Annotated in this window: 15 protein-coding genes and 4 pseudogenes; 15 read left to right on the forward strand and 4 right to left on the reverse strand. The window is 68.5% G+C overall.

Annotated elements, in window-relative coordinates; translation table 11 throughout:
• Positions 1-122 precede the first annotated feature (122 nt).
• Positions 123-509 carry a hypothetical protein gene (locus G4G29_RS07805; RefSeq protein WP_183152390.1) on the forward strand — a complete coding sequence of 129 codons (387 nt, stop codon included), beginning with the start codon at positions 123-125 and terminating at the stop codon, positions 507-509.
• Between the two features lie 156 nt (positions 510-665).
• Here the strand turns inward: G4G29_RS07805 and bcp are convergent, their stop codons facing one another.
• The 3 genes and pseudogenes from bcp to aroA all read right to left on the reverse strand — a co-directional run bounded on the left by bcp (position 666) and on the right by aroA (position 3,536).
• Complete coding sequence (bcp, locus tag G4G29_RS07810; protein WP_183152391.1) at positions 666-1,139, reverse strand: thioredoxin-dependent thiol peroxidase; 474 nt, start codon at positions 1,137-1,139, stop codon at positions 666-668.
• A 9-nt stretch (positions 1,140-1,148) separates the two neighbouring features.
• Positions 1,149-2,217, reverse strand: a pseudogene (gene rsgA, locus G4G29_RS07815) (ribosome small subunit-dependent GTPase A).
• Between the two features lie 2 nt (positions 2,218-2,219).
• Positions 2,220-3,536 carry a 3-phosphoshikimate 1-carboxyvinyltransferase gene (aroA, locus tag G4G29_RS07820; RefSeq protein WP_183152392.1) on the reverse strand — a complete coding sequence of 439 codons (1,317 nt, stop codon included), beginning with the start codon at positions 3,534-3,536 and terminating at the stop codon, positions 2,220-2,222.
• A gap of 70 nt (positions 3,537-3,606) precedes the next feature.
• On the opposite strand from aroA, the gene G4G29_RS07825 reads away from it, so the two are divergent.
• The 11 genes and pseudogenes from G4G29_RS07825 to G4G29_RS07870 all read left to right on the forward strand — a co-directional run bounded on the left by G4G29_RS07825 (position 3,607) and on the right by G4G29_RS07870 (position 14,881).
• Positions 3,607-4,269, forward strand: a complete 663-nt coding sequence (locus G4G29_RS07825; protein ID WP_183152393.1) for a sigma-70 family RNA polymerase sigma factor — start codon at positions 3,607-3,609, stop codon at positions 4,267-4,269.
• A complete protein-coding gene (locus G4G29_RS07830; RefSeq protein WP_183152394.1) occupies positions 4,266-4,511 on the forward strand; it encodes a zf-HC2 domain-containing protein in 246 nt (81 codons plus the stop codon). Before G4G29_RS07825 ends, G4G29_RS07830 begins: the two co-directional genes overlap by 4 nt.
• A 33-nt stretch (positions 4,512-4,544) precedes the next feature.
• On the forward strand, positions 4,545-5,408 hold the full coding sequence (locus G4G29_RS07835) for a GNAT family N-acetyltransferase (RefSeq protein ID WP_244632516.1): 864 nt from the start codon (positions 4,545-4,547) through the stop codon (positions 5,406-5,408).
• Positions 5,347-5,850 carry a sterol carrier protein domain-containing protein gene (locus G4G29_RS21720; RefSeq protein ID WP_345941171.1) on the forward strand — a complete coding sequence of 168 codons (504 nt, stop codon included), beginning with the start codon at positions 5,347-5,349 and terminating at the stop codon, positions 5,848-5,850. Before G4G29_RS07835 ends, G4G29_RS21720 begins: the two co-directional genes overlap by 62 nt.
• A gap of 162 nt (positions 5,851-6,012) precedes the next feature.
• Positions 6,013-7,677 carry an ABC transporter substrate-binding protein gene (locus G4G29_RS07840; protein ID WP_183152395.1) on the forward strand — a complete coding sequence of 555 codons (1,665 nt, stop codon included), beginning with the start codon at positions 6,013-6,015 and terminating at the stop codon, positions 7,675-7,677.
• 39 nt (positions 7,678-7,716) lie between these two features.
• On the forward strand, positions 7,717-8,721 hold the full coding sequence (locus tag G4G29_RS07845) for an ABC transporter permease (RefSeq protein ID WP_183152396.1): 1,005 nt from the start codon (positions 7,717-7,719) through the stop codon (positions 8,719-8,721).
• On the forward strand, positions 8,714-9,706 hold the full coding sequence (locus tag G4G29_RS07850) for an ABC transporter permease (protein WP_183152397.1): 993 nt from the start codon (positions 8,714-8,716) through the stop codon (positions 9,704-9,706). The genes G4G29_RS07845 and G4G29_RS07850 overlap by 8 nt, the downstream gene beginning before the upstream one ends.
• On the forward strand, positions 9,703-10,560 hold the full coding sequence (locus tag G4G29_RS07855) for an ABC transporter ATP-binding protein (RefSeq protein WP_244632518.1): 858 nt from the start codon (positions 9,703-9,705) through the stop codon (positions 10,558-10,560). Before G4G29_RS07850 ends, G4G29_RS07855 begins: the two co-directional genes overlap by 4 nt.
• An 8-nt stretch (positions 10,561-10,568) precedes the next feature.
• A pseudogene (locus G4G29_RS07860) lies at positions 10,569-11,404 on the forward strand (ATP-binding cassette domain-containing protein).
• Between the two features lie 25 nt (positions 11,405-11,429).
• On the forward strand, positions 11,430-13,868 hold the full coding sequence (locus G4G29_RS21725; protein WP_183152398.1) for an ROK family protein: 2,439 nt from the start codon (positions 11,430-11,432) through the stop codon (positions 13,866-13,868).
• A complete protein-coding gene (locus G4G29_RS07870; RefSeq protein WP_244632519.1) occupies positions 13,865-14,881 on the forward strand; it encodes a BadF/BadG/BcrA/BcrD ATPase family protein in 1,017 nt (338 codons plus the stop codon). Before G4G29_RS21725 ends, G4G29_RS07870 begins: the two co-directional genes overlap by 4 nt.
• A gap of 76 nt (positions 14,882-14,957) precedes the next feature.
• Here the strand turns inward: G4G29_RS07870 and G4G29_RS07875 are convergent.
• Positions 14,958-18,643, reverse strand: a pseudogene (locus tag G4G29_RS07875) (multifunctional oxoglutarate decarboxylase/oxoglutarate dehydrogenase thiamine pyrophosphate-binding subunit/dihydrolipoyllysine-residue succinyltransferase subunit).
• A gap of 161 nt (positions 18,644-18,804) precedes the next feature.
• Here G4G29_RS07875 and G4G29_RS07880 point away from each other — a divergent pair.
• From G4G29_RS07880 to G4G29_RS07890, 3 genes and pseudogenes are all read left to right on the forward strand, one after another.
• Positions 18,805-20,259, forward strand: a complete 1,455-nt coding sequence (locus tag G4G29_RS07880; RefSeq protein WP_183152400.1) for a GuaB1 family IMP dehydrogenase-related protein — start codon at positions 18,805-18,807, stop codon at positions 20,257-20,259.
• Positions 20,260-20,373: 114 nt separating this feature from the next.
• A pseudogene (locus G4G29_RS07885) lies at positions 20,374-21,688 on the forward strand (hemolysin family protein).
• Positions 21,685-22,746 (forward strand): hemolysin family protein, encoded by a 1,062-nt coding sequence (locus G4G29_RS07890; protein WP_183152401.1) that lies wholly within the window; start codon positions 21,685-21,687, stop codon positions 22,744-22,746. The pseudogene G4G29_RS07885 and the gene G4G29_RS07890 overlap by 4 nt, the downstream one beginning before the upstream one ends.
• The last annotated feature ends 23 nt before the right edge of the window (positions 22,747-22,769 follow it).

The raw sequence follows: 22,769 nt of genomic DNA on the forward strand, positions 1-22,769 counted from the left end.
TTGTGATGCGAGCGTGAACGCTCGCCCCACGCCGCTGTGGGAGCACATGACTTTGTCTATTCTGTTACATGAATACCCTGAAATCAAGGGTTTTCTTCTCTTTCGATCCCTGGGAGTACCCCGTGCGCGCACCTGGAATCGCCCTCGCGGCCGCGGCGGTCCTCTCTCTCGAAGCGGTGGCGCTCCTCGTCTTCGCGATCATCGAGCTCGCCGGTCTCGGGGCCGGTGACGCCGCATCGCTGCCGACTGCGCTGGCACTCATCGTGCTCACGCTGATCGCCGCCGCCGCCCTCGCAGCGTTCGCCGTCGGAACGCGCGCAGGCAAGTCGTGGGCGCGTTCCGGAGGAGTGGTGTTCCAGGTGCTCGCCGTGGCGCTCGCCCTGGCGTCGCTCACCGTGCAGCCCGTCTCCTGGACGTTCACGCTCGGCGTCGGGCTCCCCGGCCTCCTCGGATTCGCACTGCTGATCTCGAGTGCACGTCGCGAAGGGCCGCAGCGCACCGCGGAGTGACGTCCGTCCGGCACCGGGACACCTGTCGGGAGTTCGCACGGGTGCAGGGCGGGAAAGTGGTCTCCGCCCCGACATCCGTGACTTCTCCCGACGGGTGAAGGCGTTCGGGAGGGTCGGTGCGTGCGGGGGATCCGGTGTGTGCGCGGAGGGGAGGGGTCAGGCGTCGATGCCGAGCTGCTTGCGCAGCCGCGCCACGTGTCCGGTCGCCTTGACGTTGTAGAGGGCGATGTCGATGGTTCCGTCTTCGTCGAGGACGAAGGTCGAGCGGATGACGCCCTCGACGACCTTGCCGTAGTTCATCTTCTCGCCCCAGGCGCCGTAGGCGGAGTGGACCGAGTGATCGGGGTCGCTGAGGAGGGGGAACGTGAGAGCGTCGCGCTCACGGAACTTCGCCAGCGTCGCGGGCTCGTCGCGGGAGATCCCGATGACGCGGTAGCCGGCGCCCTGGAGCGACGAGATGCTGTCGCGGAAGTCGCACGCCTCGGTCGTGCATCCGGGCGTCATGGCGGCGGGGTAGAAGTACAGCACGGTCTTCTGCCCGCGCAGATCCGTGAGACGGACCGTCGTGCCGTCCTGATCGAGGAGGGAGAAGTCGGGGGCGGCGGTTCCGGGTTCCAGGCGCTGAGTCACCCCCTCAGCCTATCGGCCGGGCGCCTGCTCAGCCTTGTCGGCGAACGTCTGCAGCAGACGCTGCAGGGAGTCGAGGCGGGCGCGGCCGGTCTCGCCGAGCTCGCCCCGCTCCGCAGCTTCGATGAGGGCGCAGTCGGGAGCGTCCGCCAGATGAGTGCACCCGCGGGGGCAATCCTGTGCGATCACGGCGAGCTCGGTGAACGCCGCGAGGATGTTGTCGGGGTTCACATGGCCGAGGCCGAACGACCGCACGCCCGGGGTGTCGATCACCCACCCCGTGCCGTGCGTCCCCTCGTAGCGCAGCGACACCGTCGACGACGAGGTGTGGCGGCCGCGTCCGGTGACCTGGTTCACGTGCCCCGTCGCGCGACCAGCCGTCGGGACGAGCGCGTTGACGAGCGTCGACTTGCCCACGCCGGAGTGCCCGACGAACACGGTCGAGTGACCGACGAGAGCCTCACCGATCTCGTCGATCGGCATCTCATCCTGCGCACTCGTGAACACCCGCAGATCGAGGCCGTCGAAGTGGGTGAGGAACTCCGAGGGATCGGCGATGTCGGTCTTGGTCACGACGAGCAGAGGTCGGATCCCGGCATCCAGCGCTGCGACCAGGTACCGGTCGACCAGGCGCGCGTGGCTCGGGGTCGGCGGCAGCGACGACGACGAGCATCTGGTCGGCGTTCGCGACGATCACCCGCTCCACCTGATCGGTGTCGTCGGCGCTCCGCCGCAGGAGAGAAGTGCGATCCACGATGCCGACGATGCGGGCGAGCGTGCCCTCGTCTCCCGAGGTGTCGCCGACCACACGCGCCTGATCGCCGGTCACGATCGGCATCCGCCGCAACTCGCGCGCCCTCGTGGTCGTGATCATGCGCTCGTCGGGAGTGTCCTCGCCGAGGAGCACGGAGTAGCGGCCGCGATCCACGCCGAGCACCCGTCCGATCTCGGCGTCGTCGTGCGCAGGGCGGCGCTTGGTCCGAGGGCGGTTGGCCTTCGGGTTCGGTCGTGTCCGGATACTGCTCTCGTCGTAGTCCTCGAAGTCGTCGTCGAGGTCGTCGTTGTCGTCGAGCCAGCTCACCGTCAGCCTCGCAGCATCCGCTCCCAGAGCATCGTGAACTCCGGGAGGGTCTTGGCGGTCGTGCCGATGTCGTCGATCTCCACTCCGGGGACGCGTAGCCCGACGAGCGCTCCGGTCGTTGCCATGCGGTGGTCGTGGTGTGCGGCCCAGGTGCCGCCGTGCAGCGGGCGGGGGATGATGCGGAGTCCGTCCGGCAGTTCTTCCGCCTCGCCGCCGAGCGCCCGGAGATTGCCGATGAGCGCCGCGATCCGGTCGGTCTCGTGAAGCCGGATGTGGCCGATCCCACGGATCGTCGTCGGCGAGTCGGCGAAGGCGGCGAGCCCGACCAGCGTCGGTGTGAGCTCGCTCGCCGCCGACAGATCGAGGTCGAGGCCGCGGATGCCTGAGCCGGCGCGCACGGTGAGGGTGCCGCCGTGTCGGCTGACGTGCGCTCCCGCTGCTTGGAGGATGTCCGGGAGCAACGCCCCGGGCTGGGTGGAGTGCGCCGGCCACCCGGTGACGGCGACCGAGCCTCCGGTGACGAGCGCTGCCGCGAGGAACGGCGCCGCGTTCGAGAGATCCGGTTCGATCGCGATCTCCTTGGCCCGCGGGACGCCGGCCTCGACGAGCCATTCGCCGACGGCAGGACGTTCGATCCGGATGCCGCGGCGGCTCAGGGCCTCGATCGTCATGTCGATGTGCGGAAGGCTCGGGAGGTGTTCGCCGGTGTGCACCAGATGGAGGCCGACATCGAAGCGGGGAGCGGCGAGGAGGAGACCGGAGACGAACTGACTCGACGCCGAGGCGTCGATCTCCACGCGACCACCACGGATGCGACCATGTCCGCGGATCGTGAAGGGGAGCGCCCACGTGCCCTCGTCGTCGATGTCGACACCGAGGTCGCGGAGAGCGCTGATGAGGCCGCCCATCGGCCGGTGCAGCGCCGTCTCGTGCGCGGTGAGGTGCACGTCGTGCTCGGCGAGGCCCGCCAGGGGAGCGATGAAACGCATCACCGTGCCCGCCTGTCCGCAGTCGACCGTCGTGCCGCCGTGGAGCTTTGCTGGCGTGACGACGAGATCGGGGCCGAATTCGTGGCGGGCGTCGACCTCCTCGATGCCGACGCCGAGCGCCCGGAGCGCATCGACCATACGGGCGGAGTCGTCGGAGTGCAGCGGAGCGATCAGTCTGCCGGGGCCGTCTGCGATCGCGGCGATCATCAACTCGCGGTTCGTCAGCGACTTCGAGCCGGGGATCGTGAGCTCGGCGTGCACGGGCACGTCGGTGGTGGGCGCAGGATAGGCGCCCTGCACGCGGGAGGGGGAATACCTGTTGGCGCTCATCGGTTCTCACCTTAGTAAACGCGGGAAGGTTCGTCGTCAGACACGGGGCTTCCGTCACGAAGGAGAGAGAATGCCGGCGACGCTCGAGCGCGAGGTGATCGACCTCAGCGGCCTAGACTGGCCGGTGATGGATGACACCGCAACCGCAGACACCGTCGGCGACCCTCGGCGCGAGTTCGAGGAGCAGGCGATCCCCTTCATGGATCAGCTCTACGCCGCCGCGATGCGCATGACGCGCAACCCCGCCGACGCCGCCGACCTCGTTCAGGAGACGTTCGTGAAGGCGTACGGCTCCTGGTCGACGTTCTCGCAGGGCACGAACCTCAAGGCGTGGTTGTACCGCATCCTCACGAACACCTACATCAACATCTACCGCAAGCGGCAGCGCGAGCCCTTCCAGGGCACGATCGACGAGCTCGAGGACTGGCAGTTGGGCGGTGCCGAGTCGACGACCGCCTCGCACAGCCGCTCGGCAGAGGCCGAGGCGATCGACCGGATGCCGGCATCGGTCGTCAAGGACGCGCTGCAGGCTGTTCCCGAGGATTTCCGACTGGCCGTGTACCTCGCCGATGTCGAGGGATTCGCGTACCAGGAGATCGCCGACATCATGAAGACCCCCATCGGCACCGTGATGAGCCGTCTGCACCGTGGCAGACGGATGCTGCGGGAGCTGTTGGCAGAGTACGCCGCCGAGCGGGGCATCGCCGCGGCTGACACGAGGAGCAAGAAATGAGCGACTGCGGCTGCGACAAAGCTCGCCAGGATCTGGAGGAGTACCTCCGCAACGAGGTGTGCAACACCGAGCACACCGAGATCCGCGAGCATCTCGAGAACTGCCCGTCCTGTCGGGACGAGGCGCTCGTCGCGAAGACCCTGACCGAGGTCGTCGCACGTGCCTGCAAGGAGACGGCTCCAGAGGAGCTGCGCGACCAGGTGTTCGCGCGTCTGCGCGCTGTGCAGGCCGTCCAGCACTGACCTCGCGTCGGAGGGCGACCGTAGGCTGTTCTCATGGCCCTCATCGATGCACGCGGGATTCCCGCTGACCAGACCTCTGTCGAGCGGCTCGCGCGCGAAGACCTCGACTATCGCGTCGTCGACCCCGACGACCCCGCCCAGGCGGTGCCTTTCCAGCGGGCGATGTCCCGCGGATTCCTCGGCGCCGAGCCGACCTCCGCCACTCTCGAGGAGGGCCTGCCGACGGTGCGCTCCCATCGCAACATCGGCGTGTACGAGCGGGGCACGGCGCGGGGGACCCTCCCGGTCGCGACGATCGACTCGTGGGTGACGCCGCTGACGCTGCCCGGCGGCGACATCGGCATGTGGGCGATCAGCGGGGTCACCGTCTCCGGCACCCATCGGCGCCGCGGTATCGCTCGCTCGCTCCTCGAGGGCGAACTCCGGGCCGCTGCGCAGGCGGGTGTCGCGCTTGCGGGACTCACGGTGACCGAGGCGACGATCTACGGACGCTACGGCTTCGGCGCTGCCGTTCCCGTCTCTCACCTCACGGTCGACACACGCCGCGCCGGATGGGCGGCCACGCCGTCGCGAGGCCGTTTCGAATACGTCGACCGCGAGCAGCTCGCCGCCGACCTCGGCGCTGTGCACGAGCGCGCGCGGAGAGGGCGCCCGGGTCAGGTGCCCGGATGGAGCGCCAGATGGGCGGGGATCGCGGGCCTGGCCAGCGCAGACACGGACCGCGACCGGGTGCGTGGCGTGCATTTTCTCGATCAGGACGACGTCCTTCGCGGCGTGCTGGCGTACACCCTCGAGGAGATGGGGGGGGACGTTCCGGTTCCGGCTTCGCGTGCGCATGCTCGTGGGCGAGACCCCGGCGGCCGTCGCCGCGCTCTGGCGGTACGCCCTCCAGCATGATCTGGTCGACGAGGTCACGGCAGACCTGCGGCCGCTCGACGACCCGCTGCCCTGGCTGGTGGCCGACTCTCGTGGAGTGACCCAGGTGCTGCACGACCACGGGTGGCTGCGCATCCTCGATCTGCCGGCCGCACTGACGGCACGACGCTATTCGGCGCCGCTGGACACGGTGCTGCGTGTCGAGGACTCCCTCGGATTCGCGGACGGCGACTGGCGGCTGCGCGTCGACGAATCCGGCGTCGCGGAGGTCGAGGTCGCGACCGAAGGCCGCGACGCCGACATCGCGCTCGATGTCTCGGCGCTGTCCTCGCTGTACGCGGGCGGAGTCCGAGCGGCATCGCTGCACGGTGCCGGGCGGATCTCGGGTGACGCGGCGGCTGTCGAGGCTCTCGACCGGGCGCTGATCGCCTTCCCTGCGCCCTCCCTGGACATCTGGTACTGATTCCCCTCGCCTCGAGCGACACCGTCGCCGCAAGAACGTCTGGCATGAGAATAAACTAGAAACCTCTTTACTGGAAAGAACCTTTACTATAACCTCGCCTCAGAGCGGATGCCCTTCCGCCCTGCTCGACTTCCGCAACGAAGCTCTTGAGACGAGGTTCCCATGCACGACAACCGCTGGAGGAAGACCCTTCCTCTCGTCGCCGGCGCTGCAGCGCTCGCCCTGGCATTGGCCGGCTGCACGCCCGGAGGCAGCTCATCCGGTGGTGATCGACCGCTCCGCATGTGGTCAGGATCGATGACTCCGATCACGAACAACTTCAATCCGTTCGCGGTCGACACGGCGACGCACATGACCTTCGGGGCCATCTACGAGCCGTTGTTCTTCTTCAACCAGCTCTCGGATGAGGGCCCCGTCGGGATGCTCGGCGACTCGTACGCGTTCAACGACGACGGGACGGTGCTGACGATCACGATCAAGCCCGACCTGAAGTGGAGCGACGGTGAGGACCTCACGGCTGAGGACGTTGCGTTCAGCCTCGGCTACGGCTCGAACCTCGATCCCGACATGGTCTCCGCGGACGCGACCGACGACACCACCGTCGTCGTCACTTACTCCTCCGCCAAGTTCACGGCCACTTCGCTGATCCTCGGCTCCACCTGGATCATCCCGAAGCACATCTGGTCCGAGATCGACGACTACATGACGGAGACCAACCCGAAGCCCATCGGCTCCGGACCGTACACGCTCAAGTCGTTCACCGACGCCGCGTACACGCTCGAGGCGAACCCGCTCTTCCGCGACGGGGCTCCCGCGATCACGGAGGTGCAGGACATCGGCATCGACTCGAACCAGTCGTCGGAGGACCTGCTGAAGACGGGCAAGCTCGACTGGGTCGGCCAGTTCATCGCCAACCCGGACGGGGTGACCTCGAACGGACGCATCAGCACGATGAACCAGCAGCAGGATCCGACCGTGATCATGACCTGCGCTGACGCGTCGATGGGATGCACGGGGGCGCAGACCGACCCGGCCGTGCGCCAGGCGCTGAACGTCGCTATCGACCGGGGTGCCATCAGCAGCAAGGCGTTCGCGGGGCTCTCCGGCGAGGCGTCGCCGAGCTTCGCGCTGCTCCCGCGCGACGAGAAGTGGTTGAGCGACCCCTCTCTCGCCGTCAGCCCGCAGGAACCGGATGCCGCGGCCGCGGAGGGGATCCTCGAGGCGGCCGGCTACACCAAGGGCGACGACGGCTTCTACGGCACGGACGGCACGGCCATCGAGCTCGACCTCTTCTCGCCCGACGGGTGGACCGACTACAACGACGCAGCGAAGCTCATCAGTGCGCAGGCGGCGAAGGCCGGCATCCGCGTGAACGCGCGGACTGTCTCCGAGGCCGAGTACTGGACGCCGATCTCGACCGGCGAGTTCCAGCTCGCCCTCTATGGCATCACGCAGTCGCTCGTGGCGGATCCGTTCTCCAACTACGACCAGTACTTCACGACGATCGCGAGTGCGAAGGTCGGGGAGGAGCCGGCCAAGGGGCAGAACTACTCGCGCTACACGAACCCCGCCGTCGACGCGGCGGTGAAGCAGGCCGGGGCGACGCAGGATGAGGCGATCAAGAAGGACGCCTACGCGACGGTGCAGACCGAGATCGCCCGGGACCTGCCGTACATCCCCGTGGTGCTCAACGCGTCGCAGTCGTTCTTCAACACGGCGGACTTCACCGGATGGCCGACCGAAGACGACCTGTACGCAGCACCGCTGCCGTACCTGTCGACGGCGTCGGCTGTGATCTTGACCCATCTCCGTCCCGCCAAGAAGTAGGACAGCACCCATGGATCGATCCGTCGAGAGGAGAGGCTCGTGAAGTTCTGGATGCGCCGCGTCGCGTTCTACATCATCACGCTGTGGGCCGCGATCTCCCTCAACTTCCTGTTGCCGCGGTTGCTCCCCGGCGACCCTGCCGCGATCATGCTGGGCAAGCTCCGGCGTGCGAACGGGGGCAGGCCGCTTTCCGAGGAGACGATCAAGGCGATCACCTCGATTCTCGGCGCAGAGAAGGGATCGACCCTGTGGGATCAGTACCTCGCCTACTGGGGCCGGCTGCTGCACGGTGATCTCGGGGTCTCATCGACCCGATACCCGGCGCCGGTAGGCGAGCTCATCGCGGCGGCGCTGCCGTGGACGGTGACTCTCGTCGGAGCAGCCACCATCATCTCGTTCGTCCTCGGCATCATCGCCGGCGCGTGGGTGGGGTGGTTCCGGGGGACGTGGGTCGATCAGCTCGTGCCGATCACCACGTTCCTGCAGTCGATCCCGTACTTCTGGCTGGCCCTCGTGCTGGTCGCGGTGTTCTCGGTGCAGCTCGGGCTGCTGCCCATCATCGGGGGGTACGACGTGTTCGAGTTCCCCGCGGGTCCGGAGTGGACGCCGGCCTTCTTCGCCAGTGCGTTCGTGCATGCCCTGCTGCCTGCGGCCACGATCGTCATCTCCTCGGTCGGCGGCTGGCTGCTGGGGATGCGGAACATGATGGTGCAGACCATGGCGGAGGACTACGTGCTCACTGCCGAGGCCAAGGGGCTGCGGCCCTCCCGCATCCGCACGGCGTATGCGGCGCGGAACGCCTCGATCCCGAGCCTCGCGGGCTTCGGTATCGCCCTCGGCTTCGTGGTCGCCGGTTCCATCGTGACCGAGCAGGTGTTCAGCTATCCCGGTCTCGGCAAGCTGATGATCCAGTCCGTGCAAGGGCTCGACTATGCCCTGATGCAGGGAGTATTCCTCGTCATCACCCTCACGGTGCTGGCAGCGAACTTCCTCATCGACCTCCTCTATGGCTTCATCGACCCGAGAGTGCGACGTGATGGCTGACCTGATCGTTTCCCCGTCCGAGTCCACGCACGCCGTCGCCGTCGCGCGGACGGCACGGCTGCGCGACGGATTTCCCCGGATCTCCGGCAAGCTCCTCGTCGGAGTGATCCTCCTCGGTGTGATCGTGCTCTTCGGGCTGATCGGACCGCTGCTCCTCGGCGATCCGCGTGACGCGAGCTTCGACCCGCTGCTGCCGCCGAGCCCCGAGCATCCGCTCGGCACCACCAAGCTCGGTTTCGACGTGCTCGCCCAGGTGGCGACCGGCACACAGGGGTCGCTCTTCGTCGGCGCGGTCGCGGGCGTCGTCGCGCTGTTCCTCGCCCTGGTGTTCGGTGTGCTCGCCGGCTACTTCGGCGGAGCCCTCGATGAGACGCTGATGCTCGCCACGAACATCATGCTCGTGATCCCCGGGCTGCCGCTGGTCATGGTGATCGCCGCGTACGTGCAGCACACCGAGGGGCTCGGCGACCTCGCGCGCAGTTCGCTGCTCGTGGCCCTGGTGCTCGGCATCACCGGCTGGGCGGGTTCCGCCGTGGTGCTTCGCGGCACCGCCAGATCGCTGCGCACCCGAGACTACGTCGCGGCGTCGGTCGTCGCGGGCGAGCGTCCGCTGCGGGTCATCTTCGTCGAGATCCTCCCGAACCTCGTTCCGCTGCTCGCGGCCCAACTCATCTTCGGGGTGATCTTCGCGGTGCTCGGTGAGGCAGGGCTCTCGTATCTGGGCCTCGGTCCGACCGGATCCATCACCCTCGGCACGGTGCTGAACGATGCGCAGACGGGGCAGGCCGTGGGAAGTGGCGCCTGGTGGTGGTTCGTGCCGCCCGGCCTGATCATCGCGCTCATCGGGACCGCTTTGTCGCTCATCAACTTTGCGATCGACGAGATCGTGAATCCGAAGCTGCGTCTGGTGCCGGTGGCCGCGCGACGGCAGCGTCTGGCGCGTCGTGCCGGCCATGGTGTCGGGGGAGAGGGAGCGGTCGCGTGACCGAGAGAGCGGCGGTGTTGACGGCGCGGAATGTGTCGATCGAATACGAGGTGGACCCGCCGGTGAAAGCCGTGCGGAACGTGTCGTTGACGCTGCACCGCGGGGAGATCCTGGGGCTCGCGGGGGAGTCGGGGTGTGGGAAGACGACTCTGGCGTATGGGATGAATCGGTTGTTGAAGGCTCCGGCGCTGATGACGGGTGGGGAGATCGTCTTCCATGACCGGGATGGTCATGACGTCGACATCGTCGGCCTCGACGGCGAAGGGCTCCGGGCGTTCCGTTGGGACAAGATCTCGATGGTGTTCCAGGGGGCGATGAATTCCCTCAACCCGGTGATCAGCGTCAAGGCGCAGATCTTCGACATCTTCGACACGCATCGTCCGGGGATGAGCAGGAAGGCGAAGACGGCGCGCGCCGAGGAGCTGCTCTCGCTCGTGGGCGTCGATCCGAACCGGCTCACGAGCTTCCCGCACGAGCTGTCCGGCGGTATGCGTCAGCGCATGATGATCGCGATGGCCCTGGCGCTCGATCCGCAGGTGATGATCATGGACGAGCCGACCACCGCGCTCGATGTCGTCGTCCAGCGGGGCATCATCCGCGAGATCATGCGGTTGCGGGAGAAGCTCGGCTTCGCGGTGATCTTCATCACCCACGACCTGCCCATGCTCATCGAGATCAGCGACCGGATCGCGGTCATGCTGCAGGGGCGGATCGTGGAGGAGGGGACGGCGGAAGAGATCTACCGCACCCCGCAGCACGAGTACACGAAGCGGCTGTTGTCGAGTTTCCCGTCGCTGACGGGTGAGCGGGGCGACTTCGTTCGCACCGGAGTGAGCCAGGAGGGCGTCCGATGAGCGTTGCCATGCCGACCGCGACCCTGGAGGCGCGGAATCTGGTCAAGGACTTCTCCCTGCGCTCCGGGTTCCGCACGAGCATCCTGCACGCGGTGAAGGATGTGTCATTCACGATCGAGGCCGGGAAGACCGTCGCGCTGGTGGGCGAATCGGGGTCGGGGAAGTCCACGATCGCACGCATGCTGATGAAGCTGGAGACGCCGACGGGAGGGGAGATCCTGCTCGACGGCAAGCCGTCGGGGACGCGGGGGCACGCACTGGAGCGGTATCGGTCGGACGTGCAGATGGTGTTCCAGGACCCGTTCGCGTCCTTGAACCCGTTCCACACGATCGTGCATCACCTGGAGCGTCCGATCCGCCTCCACCAGCCGGAGCTCTCCCGAGCACAGGTCAGGGAACGCGCCGTCGAACTGCTCGAGCGTGTACGGCTGACCCCGGCGAGAGCTTCGCGGAACGCCGCCCGCACGAGCTGTCGGGAGGGCAGCGGCAGCGTGTGGCGATCGCACGTGCGCTCGCTCCCGGCGCCCGGTTCATCGTCGCGGACGAGCCCGTGTCCATGCTCGACGTGTCCATCCGCCTCGGCGTGCTGAACCTGCTCGCGGACCTGCAGCGTGAGGAGAACCTCGGCGTCCTCTACATCACGCACGACCTGGCCACGGCCCGCCACTTCTCCGATGAGATCATGGTGCTCTACAAGGGCGACGTCGTGGAACGCGGACCCGCGGACGAGGTCATCCTCAACCCGCAGCACGAATACACCAAGACACTCCTCGGAGCCGCACCCGAACCCGACAACCTCGGCCGCCTCCGCGACGAAGTCCGCACCGAACTCGGCGTGGCCTGAAAAGGCTGCTCGGAAGGAAGAGTCAATGTCACAGATCGACCCGGGAACCTCGGCCTGGCTGCGTACCAGGAACGACCGCGAGGCGCTGCGGCTGATCCTCGAGCACGGCCCGCTCACGCGTTCGCGCCTGGGCGAGCTGTCCGGGATGTCGAAACCGACGGCGACCCAGATGATCGCGCGACTCGAGCGTGCGGATCTGGTGCTGCCGGTCGGCGAGATCGCCGGGAGCCGCGGGCCGAGTGCGGTCAGTTGGGGCGTGCGGACTGACCGGGTCGCCGGTGTGGCCGTGAACATGCTCGACGACAGCATCCAGGCGGTGCTGGTCGACGCGGCGGGGACCGAGTACCCCATCGTCGAGCTTCCGGTCCGTGACGAGGAGCGCTCGCCCGAGCGGGACATCGCCCGTGCCATCGACGCCGCCTGTGACGCCGCCGGCTCCGACCGCACCACGATCGAGGCGGTGACCGTCGGCGTGCAGGCCGCCGTCAGCAGCGGGCAGGACACGCTGTCGCTGACCGACTCCCTTCCCGGGTGGCCGGCGTTCGGTGCCAGAGCCCGGATCGAGGCCGAGCTCGGCGTCTCCGTCACTCTGGAGAACGATGTGAACCTCGCCACGATGGCGGAGCGCGCCGTCGGTGTGGCGCAGGAGGTCGATAGCTTCGCCTTCCTCTGGGTGGGCGTCGGCCTCGGTGTCGGCGTCGACCTGGGCGGCACGATCCATCGCGGTGCGCACGGGAGCGCGGGTGAGATCGGGTACCTGACGGTGTCGGCCGGAACCGGGAAGCCCGGAGCCGTGACCACCGACCTGCTGGGCTCGCAGGTGATCCTCGACCTCCTCGCCGATCACGGCACGAACTCACGCGGCATCCGTGCCCTCGCCGAGGACGACGCAGCCCTGCGCACCGTCGCTGAGCGCATCGCCCTCACGATCGAACCGGTGCTCGTGGTGCTCGACCCCGCCATGATCGTGCTGGGCGGACCCACGGGCCTTGCTGGCGGGCGCCGCCTGGCGGAGCTGGTCGCGGAGCGGCCGCGGCCGACGAGAGACCCGTTCCGGCGGTGCGTGTCAGCGGCACGGGCGAGAGCGCCGTGCTCGTGGGCGCGCGTCGACTGCTCGTCGAACAGATCCGCACCCTTCTCGAAGAACGCATCCCCACAGACTGACGCCCATCGGCGGGCGGACGACCATCAGGAACAAGGAGACCAGATGAAACTGGCCATCGTCGGCGGAGGATCGACGTACACCCCGGAGCTCGTCGACGGATTCATCCGCCTGCAGCGTGAACTGCCCATCGAGGAGCTGGTGCTGGTCGACTCGGATCCGACCCGTCTGGAGCTCGTCGGAGCCGTGTCCCGACGCATGCTGGCCAAGGCAGGACACGCCGCCAGGCTTCTCACGACCGATGACCTGGTCGCGGGTGTGAGCGAAGCGGATGCGGTTCTCATCCAGCTGCGCGTCGGTGGACAGGACGCCAGGGAGCAGGACGAGAGCTGGCCGCACGAGGTCGACTGCATCGGCCAGGAGACGACGGGACCGGGCGGCCTCGCGAAGGCTCTGCGGACCGTGCCGGTCGTGCTCCGCATCGCCGACGTCGTGCGCCGGCACGCCAAGCCCGATGCATGGATCGTGGACTTCACGAACCCCGTCGGCATCGTCACCCGCGCGCTTCTGCAGGCGGGGCATCGCGCGGTCGGACTGTGCAACGTCGCGATCGGCTTCCAGCGGCGCTTCGCCGAAGAGGCAGGAGTGGAGCCCGATCGGGTGGCCCTCGCCCATGTGGGGCTCAATCACCTCACCTGGGAGCGCGGCGTCTTCATCGACGGCGTCGACCGGCTGCCCGAGGCGCTCGAGACCCGCGTCGGCGAGCTGGCGGACACGGTGGAGCTCGCTCCGGCGCTGCTCGCTCAACTCGGAGTGATCCCCTCGTACTACCTGCGCTACTACTACGCACACGACGAGGTGCTGCATGAACAGCGCCACAACGACACCAGGGCTGCCGAGGTGCGCGCGATCGAGAACGACCTCCTCGGCCTCTACGCCGACCCCCGCGTCGACACCAAGCCGGAGATCCTCGGGAAGCGTGGTGGCGCGTTCTACTCCGAAGCGGCCATCGAGCTGCTGATCGCGATCCGCGGTGGCACGGATCAGCCGCGAGTGGTCAACCTGCGCAACGACGGTGTGCTGCCGTTCCTCCCCGACGACCACGTGATCGAGGTCCCCGCGCGCCACATCGACGGGCGGTTCGTGGCCGAGCCGGTCGCCGCCCTCCCGGACGACATCAGCGGCCTGATCGGTGCGGTCGCGGGATATGAGCGCCTCGCGCTCGACGCCGCGATCGGCGGTGGGCGTGATCGGGTGCTTCGTGCGATGCGTGCGCACCCGCTGGTGCTGCAGCACGAACGTGCGGAGAAATTGACCGACCTGCTTCTGGCTGCCAATTCGCGGTTCCTGGAGTGGGCGTGAGCGCCACGGATCGACCGGCGCTGGTCCTCGCCGTCGACGGCGGCGGCTCCAAGACGGATGTCGTGCTCCTCGACATCACCGGCCGTGTCCTGGCGTGGGAGCGTGGACCCGGATCGAGCCCGCAGATCGATGGGCTGGACCAGTCGGTGCGGGTGATCGACGACCTCGTGCGCCGTGCCCTCGGAGACAACCAGCCGGGTGAGCTCATCGAGGTGGGGCTGTATCTCTCCGGGCTCGATCTCGCGGAGGAGATCGCGGCCTTCCGCGACGCGATCTCCTCGCTGCCCTGGGCGGAAGGCGCCGTCATCGAGAACGATCTGCACGCGCTCCTTCGTGCCGGCACCGACGCGGAGGACGCGATCGCCGTGATCTGTGGAACCGGCATGAATGCGATCGGGGTCCGCGCTGACGGCGCACAGGTGCGCTTTCCCGCACTGGGACCCCTGTCCGGCGACTGGGGCGGTGGTTCCGAGCTCGGCGACGCCGTCGTCTGGCACGCCGCCCGCGCCGAAGACGGTCGCGGACCGGAGACCGCGCTCGTCCCACTGCTCCTGCGTGCCGTCGAGGCGACGACGGTGGCGGCGTTCATCGAAGACGTTCACCTCGGTCGGCGGGAAGAGCAGGGGTTCGCCACCCTCAGCCCGATGCTGTTCGAGGCCGCGACGGCAGGCGACGCAGTGGCTCGGGGCATCGTGCAGAGGCAGGCGGATGAAGTGGTGGCTTTCGTGCGCGCCTGTGTGAACCGGCTCGGGCTCCGCGAAGTCGAGGTGCCCGTGGTGTTCGGCGGGGGCGTCGCCCGAGGCAGGAACCCCCTTCTGCTCGACACCATCCGGGCCGGGCTGGCGGAACACGCGCCGGCGGCCCGCCTGCAGATCGTCGATGCCCCGCCGGTGCTGGGCGCAGCCCTGCTCGTCTTGGGCGCGGCCGGGGCGGCTGCTCCGGCGCTGGAGCGTGCCAGGAGCCACCTGGGCTCCGACCTGCGCCTGGCGCGGGTGCCGCTCGTCACGGGCTGAGCCACGCCGCAGGCCGGCCGTGAAGACGAGAAGGGCGCCCCGACCGAGTCGAGGCGCCCTTCGTCGTCGATCGCGATCAGCCGGGTGTGACGGCCGAGCGGATCAGTGCGGCCTGCTCGGCTGCGTGGACCTTCGAGGATCCGGTCGCGGGCGACGCGGAGGCCGGACGCGAGACGGGACGGAACGACCGGTCGCCGGGGACGTCGGCGAAGGCCAGGGCCAGGAACGGCCAGGCGCCCTGGTTCTCCGGCTCTTCCTGCACCCACACCAGCTCGGCGTTCGGGTACGAGTCGGTGATGGCCTTGAGGGAGTCGATCGGCGTCGGGTACAGCTGCTCGAGCCGGACGAGGGCGACCTCGGGGTTCGGGTTCTTCTCGAGCTCGGCGCGCAGATCCCAATGCACCTTTCCGGAGTGCACGAGGACGCGCTTGACGGCATTGCGGTCGAGCCCGCGGTCGTCATCGATGACCGGCTCGAAGCGACCCTGGGTGAAGGCCTCCACGGGGCTCGTGGCGCCGCGCAGACGCAGCATCGCCTTCGGGGTGAAGACGATGAGCGGCTTGCGCGGACGGGCGTAGGCCTGGCGTCGCAGCAGATGGAAGTACGACGCGGGAGTCGACGGGCGCGACACGATCATGTTGTCCTGCGCGCACAGCTGCAGGAAGCGCTCGATGCGAGCCGACGAGTGGTCAGGTCCCTGGCCCTCGTAGCCGTGGGGGAGGAGCAGCGTCACACTCGACTGCTGCCCCCACTTCTGCTCGGCCGCCGAGATGTACTCGTCGATGACAGACTGCGCACCGTTGACGAAGTCACCGAACTGCGCCTCCCAGAGCACGAGGGCTTCAGGCGCCTCCACGGAGTAGCCGTACTCGAACCCGAGCGCGGCGTACTCGCTGAGCAGCGAATCGTAGATGAAGAACCGGCCCTGCGCGTCGGACAGGTTCGACAGCGGCAGCCATTCCTGACCGTTCGCCCTGTCGTGCAAAGCGGCGTGGCGCTGCACGAACGTGCCACGGCGGGCGTCCTGTCCGGCGAGACGGACGGGGTGCCTTCGACCAGCAGCGAGCCGAACGCGAGCAGCTCGCCGAAGCCCCAGTCGATGCTGCCGTTTCGGCTCATGTCGAGGCGCTTCTCGAGCAGCTGCTGGATCTTCGGGTGCACCGTGAAGCCCTCTGGCTTGTTCACGAAGGCGTCGCCGATCAGCTGGATGACCTCGCTCGGCACTCCGGTGACCTCGGGGGCGCCGACCTGGTCCTCGACGGGAGGCAGCTCCGGTGCGATCGGCGTCGCGCCCGTCTCGGCCGCGTGCGTCTCGGCGAACGCGATCTCGAGGCGGTTCTGGAAGTCGGCCTTGGCCTCGTCGTACTCCTGCTCGGTGATGTCACCGCGGCCGACGAGCGACTCCGTGTACAGACGGCGGACGGAGCGCTTCGCCTGGATCAGGTCGGTCATCAGCGGCTGCGTCATCGAGGGGTCGTCGCCCTCGTTGTGTCCGCGTCGGCGGTAGCAGACGAGATCGATCACGACGTCACGGTGGAAGCGCTCGCGGTACTCGAACGCCAACTGGGCGACGTGGATCACGGCCTCGGGGTCGTCGCCGTTCACGTGGAACACCGGCGCCTGGATGGTCTTGGCGACATCCGTCGAGTAGATCGACGTGCGTCCGTCGTTCGGGGTGGTGGTGAAGCCGACCTGGTTGTTCACGACGACGTGGATCGTGCCACCCGTGCGGTAGCCGCGCAGCTGCGACATCTGGAGCGTCTCGACCACGACGCCCTGCCCGGCGAACGCGGCGTCTCCGTGCACGAGGATCGGCAGCCAGGCGAAGGTGCCGATCGGCTTGCGGTCCTGCTTGGCGCGGACGATGCCCTCGAGCACGCCGTCGACCGTCTCCAGGTGAGACGGGTTCGCCGCGAGGTACACCGGCAGCTCGGACTCGTCGTCGGCGACGAAGGTGCCCTCGGTGCCGAGATGGTACTTCACGTCACCGGAGCCGCGCTGGTTGCCGGGTGTCTGGGTGCCTTCGAACTCGCGGAAAACCTGGCCGTAGGTCTTGCCCGCGATGTTGGTGAGCACGTTGAGGCGGCCGCGGTGCGCCATGCCGATCGCGGCGCCTTCGAGCCCTGCGGTCGCCGCGCCCTGGAGGATCTCGTCGAGGAGTGGGATCAGCGATTCGCCGCCCTCGAGCGAGAAGCGCTTCTGCCCGACGAACTTCGTCTGCAGGAAGGTCTCGAACGCCTCGGCCTCGTTGAGCTTGCGGAGGACGCGGAGCTGCTCGTCGTGGCCGGGCTTCTGGTACTTGACCTCGACCTTCTCCTGGAACCACCGGCGCTGCTCGGGGTCCTGGATGTGCATGTACTCGATGCCGAGCGTGCGGCAGTACGAGTCGCGGAGCACGCCGAGGATGTCACGGAGCTTCGCGACGCGGCGACCACCGAAACCGCCGGTGACGAACTCGCGGTCGAGGTCCCAGAAGGTGAGGCCGTGGCTCTCGATCTCGAGGTCGGGGTGCGAGCGCTGCACGTACTCGAGCGGGTCGATGTCGGCCATCAGATGACCACGCACGCGGAACGAGTTGATGAGCTCCTGGACCCTGGACTGCTTGTCGACACGCTCGGCGAGGTCGACCGCGATGTCCGGGTTCCACCGGATCGGTGCGTAGGGGATGCGCAGCGCGGCGAAGATGTCGTCGTAGAACCCGCGCTGCCCGACGAGCAGCTCGTGCACCTTCTTGAGGAACTCGCCGGAGCCTGCACCCTGGATGACGCGGTGGTCGTAGGTGCTGGTGAGCGTGATCGTCTTGCCGATCGCGAGCTCGTTGAGCGTCTTCTCGCTCGCACCCTGGAACTCGGCCGGGTACTCGAGCGCGCCGGCGCCGATGATGCAGCCCTGGCCCTTCATGAGCCGGGGGACGGAGTGGACGGTGCCGATACCGCCGGGGTTCGTGAGGGACACGGTCGTGCCCTGGAAGTCCGCAGCCGTCAGCTTGTTGCCGCGGGCACGCGTGACCAGATCCTCGTACGCGGTGAGGTACTCGGTGAAGGTCATGGTGTCGGCACGCTTGATGCTGGGCACCATGAGCGCGCGCGTGCCGTCGGGCTTGGGCAGATCGATCGCGATGCCCAGGTTGACGTGGGCCGGCGCGACGACGGAGGGCTTGCCGTCGACCTCGGCGTAGAACACGTTCTGGCTGCGGAACTCGTCGAGCGTGCGGATCAGCGCCCAGCCGATGAGGTGCGTGAAGCTGATCTTGCCGCCGCGCGTGCGCGCCATGTGGTTGTTGATGACGATGCGGTTGTCGATCATCAGCTTCGCGGGCACGGTGCGCACGCTGGTGGCGGTCGGGACGGTCAGCGACTCGTCCATGTTCGCGGCGAGGGTCTTCGGAAGTCCGCGCAGCGGCGTGACCTTGTCCTCCTCGACGGGCTCGACCGCTTCCTTCGTCTCGGGCTTCGGCGCGGGCTTCGGGGCCTGAGCGGGGATCGGGGCGGTGGCGGCCGGCTTGGCGGTCGTGCGGGCCACCGGCTGCGAGCCGATGACCGGTATGGGTGCGGTGACCGGATGCGCGGTCTGATCGTTCGCCGCGGCGGGTGCGCCCGCGCCGGGACCCCCGGTCTCGGAGTGGTACTTCTCGAGAATCGGCCACCACTCCTTGTCGACCGAGTCGCGGTTCACCTTGAACTGCTCGTAGAGCTCTTCGACGAGCCAGGAATTGGCTCCGAACCCCCCGTCGCCACCGACGCCGGTCACCTGGTTCGACACGCTCTATCGCCCTCTTTCATCGCTGAAGCTGTCCTGTGGGGGCGCACGACGCAGGATGCGTTCGGGCCCGCACACTCTCGACCAACAAGCCTAACCTGTTTCGCTCGGGGAATCGTCGAAGCCGTGCGCCCATACCGGCGTGTTCTGAGTACCGTGGAGACATGGAGTTCTCAGGAGCGCAACCGACCGTCGATCTGACCTACTCGGACGTGTTCCTCGTGCCGCGCCGATCCGCCGTCACCAGTCGCCTCCAGGTCGACCTCGCGCCGCTCGACGGCACCCCGGCCACCCTGCCGATCGTCGCGTCGAACATGAACTCGGTCACGGGTCCCCGCATCGCGGCCGTCCTCGCGCGCCGCGGGGCGCTCGGCGTTCTCCCGCAGGACCTGCCGCTGCAGGACCTCGACTCCGCGATCCGCGAGGTGAAGGCCCAGCCCGTGCTGTGGGACACGCCGATCGTCCTCCCGCCGGAGGCCTCGGTCGCCGACGCGCTCCGGCTGCTCCCCGCCACCCCTGGGCACGGGATCGTGGTCGCGCAGGGTTCCGCCCCGTTCGAGGTGGCACGCATCGTCGGAGTGCTCCCGGCGACACGCCTCGCGACCGCGCTGCCCGATGCGCAGCTCGGCGACCTCGTGCACCGTGGCACGCCGTCCATCGACGCGGATGACATCGGATCGGAGCGGCACGCGTTCGACGTCATCACGGACGCCGACGTCGAGATGGTCACGGTCGTGCACCACGGTCACCTCGTCGGCACGCTCAGCGCGCGCAGTGCGCTCCGTTCGACGCTCTACACCCCCGCGGTCGATGCGGACGGCCGTCTCGCCGTCGCGGCCGCTGTCGGCATCAACGGCGACGTCGCCGCGAAGGCCCGTGCACTGGCCGCGGCGGGTGTCGACGTACTGGTCGTCGACACGGCCCACGGCCACCAGGAGGGCATGCTCACGGCGCTGCGCGCCGTCGCCGCCCTCGATCTCGGGCTGCCCATCGTCGCGGGCAACATCGTCACGGCCGACGGCGTGGCCGACCTGGTCGACGCGGGTGCATCGATCCTCAAGGTCGGCGTCGGGCCCGGGGCGATGTGCACGACCCGGATGATGACGGCCGTCGGACGCCCACAGTTCTCTGCCGTGCTCGAGACCGCGCAGGCCGCACGGGAACTCGGAGCCCACGTCTGGGCCGACGGTGGCGTGCGGTATCCCCGCGACGTGGCTCTCGCCCTCGCGGCCGGCGCGGCATCGGTCATGGTCGGGTCATGGTTCGCCGGCACCATCGAAGCGCCGGGGGAGCTGCAGCGTGACGCCGAGGGGCGTCTGTTCAAGGAGTCGTGGGGCATGGCGTCGACCAAGGCGGTGCAGGCGCGGTTCGGACGCCTCGACGCGTACGAGCGGGCTCGCAAGGAGCTGTTCGCCGAGGGCATCTCCTCGTCCAAGATCTACCTGGACCCCCTGCGCCCCGGTGTCGAGGACCTCCTCGACATGATCACCTCGGGCGTCCGGTCCTCGTTCACCTATGCCGGGGCCTCATCGGTGCCGGAGTTCCACGACCGCGCGCTGGTCGGACTCCAGTCGGCCGCGGGGTACGAGGAGGGGAAGGCGCTGCCGGTCAGTTGGTGATCGGGCGAGCGCGCGCACAGCCGTCTTCTGTACAATCGTCCGCATAATGGACGACCCTCCCAGTTGCAGAACATCGCCCCACTGTCCGCCTCTCTCACCGGAGAGGAACCTCTGATGGACTACATCATGTTGGGCGTGGGGCTCCTGCTCACGGTCGGCACCGGCCTCTTCGTCGCGAGCGAGTTCGCGCTGGTCAACCTCGACCGCGCCGATCTGGAGGCGCGGCAGGCACGAGGCGAATCCCGGCTCTCGCTCACGATCAGCGCGCTCAAGCACACATCGACGCATCTTTCCGCGGCGCAGCTCGGCATCACCCTGACGACGCTCCTCACCGGTTACACGATGGAGCCCGCGCTGTCGAACCTGCTCCGACCGACGCTCATCGCCTGGAGCATTCCCGAGGCCGCCGTCGCGCCGATCGCGACCATCGTCGCGATGCTCGTCGCCACCGTGCTGTCGATGATCCTCGGAGAGCTCGTCCCGAAGAACTTCGCGCTCGCGCTGCCGCTGGCCACCGCCAAGCTCGTCGTCCCGTTCCAGACTGCCTTCACCACGATCTTCAAGCCGGCCGTCGTGGTGCTCAACGGCAGCGCAAACGGCGTGCTGCGCAGCATGGGGATCGAGCCGAAGGAGGAGCTCTCCGGCGCCCGCAGCGCTGAGGAGCTCGTCGCTCGTCCGACGCTCCGCCAGCGCCGGCCTGCTCGAAGCTGACACCGCGACGCTGCTCGACCGCACTCTCACCTTCTCCCGGCTCACGGCCGCCGACGTCATGACGGCCCGCCCGAGCATGCACGCGATCGCCGCGAGCGACTCGGTCGACGACGTCATCCAGCTCGCCCGCCGCACCGGCCACAGCCGCTTTCCCGTGTACGACGACGACCTGGACGACATCACGGGCGTCGTGCATCTGAAGGCGGCGATCTCGGTGCCCCGCGACCGTCGGGCGGAAGTGCCGGTCGGTGCGCTCTCGACCGAGCCCCTGCGTGTGCCCGAGACCGTGCACGTCGACGGCCTGATCGCCGAGTTGCGTGCGCGCGGATATCAGCTCGCCGTCGTCGTCGACGAGTACGGCGGCACGGCGGGACTCGTGACGCTGGAAGATCTCGTGGAGGAGCTCGTCGGCGAGGTCGCCGACGAGCACGACCGCACCAGGGCCGGCGTCATCCGCAACCGCGAGGGCATCACGTTCCCCGGCGAGCTCCGACCTGATGAGGTGCGCCGACGCGCGGGCGTCGAGGTGCCGGAGGGCGAGGTGTACGACACCGTCGGCGGCTACGTCATGAGCGTGCTCGAGCGTGTGCCGTCCGTCGGCGACGAGGTGCCCCTCGACAGCGGCACCCTGCAGGTCGTGCGCATGGACGGCCGGCGCGTCGATCGTGTCCGTTACGTGCCGAGACCGGTCGACGCCGACGAGGAGGCCACCCGATGAACGATTGGGGAGGACTCGCCTGGCTCGTCGTGCTTCTCGTCGCGAACGCGTTCTTCGTCGGTGGCGAGTTCGCCGTCATCTCCGCGCGACGGTCGCAGATCGAGCCGCGCGCGGAGCAGGGGTCGCGCGCTGCCAAGACCGCGCTGTATGCGATGGAGCACGCGACGCTCATGCTCGCGACATCGCAGCTCGGCATCACGATCTGCTCGCTGCTGATCCTGAACGTGTCGGAACCGGCCATCCACCACCTGCTGGCCGTGCCGCTGCACGCGCTCGGATGGCCGGACGGCGCGGTGGATGCGGTGTCGTTCACGATCGCCCTGCTGATCGTGTCGTTCCTGCACGTGGTGTTCGGCGAGATGGTGCCGAAGAACCTGGCGTTCTCGGTGCCCGACCGTGCCGTGCTGCTCCTCGCCCCGCCGCTGGTGTGGGTGTCGAAGGTGTTCATGCCGGTGATCTGGGTGCTCAACGCGGCGGCGAACGGCGTGCTGCGTCTCTTCCGCGTCGAGCCGAAGAACGAGGCCGCATCGACCTTCACGCTCGACGAGGTGGCGACCATCGTCAGCCAGTCGCGGCGCGAGGGCGTGCTGATGGATGCGGCGGGCACCGTCACGGCAGCCGTCGAGTTCACGGACAAGAAGGCGCGTGACGTCGCTGTGCCCCTGAGCGACCTGGTGACGCTTCCGCAATCGACCACCCCGGAAGACATCGAGAAGGCCGTCGCCCGTTACGGATTCTCCCGCTATGTGATCGTCGACGACGCCGAGGTGCCGATCGGCTACGTGCACCTGAAGGACATCCTTCGCGCCTCCGAGGGACCCGACGCGGAGACCAAGATGGTCGAACCCCTCCCGGCGAAGCGCATTCATCACATGGTGCCCGTGCAGGAGGACACCGATCTGGAGGACGCGCTCGCGGTCATGCGCCGCGCCGGACGGCACCTGGCCAAGGTGCGCAACGCCAGGGGCGACACCACCGCGGTGCTGTTCCTGGAGGACATCCTCGAGGAGCTGGTCGGAGAGGTGCAGGACGCGACCCGGCGGTTCCGCGGGCGCTGATCCGATGATGATGGCCGCCGACC

The sequence above is a fragment of the Microbacterium sp. Se63.02b genome, from assembly GCF_014171575.1.
Classification (GTDB): Bacteria; Actinomycetota; Actinomycetes; order Actinomycetales; family Microbacteriaceae; genus Microbacterium.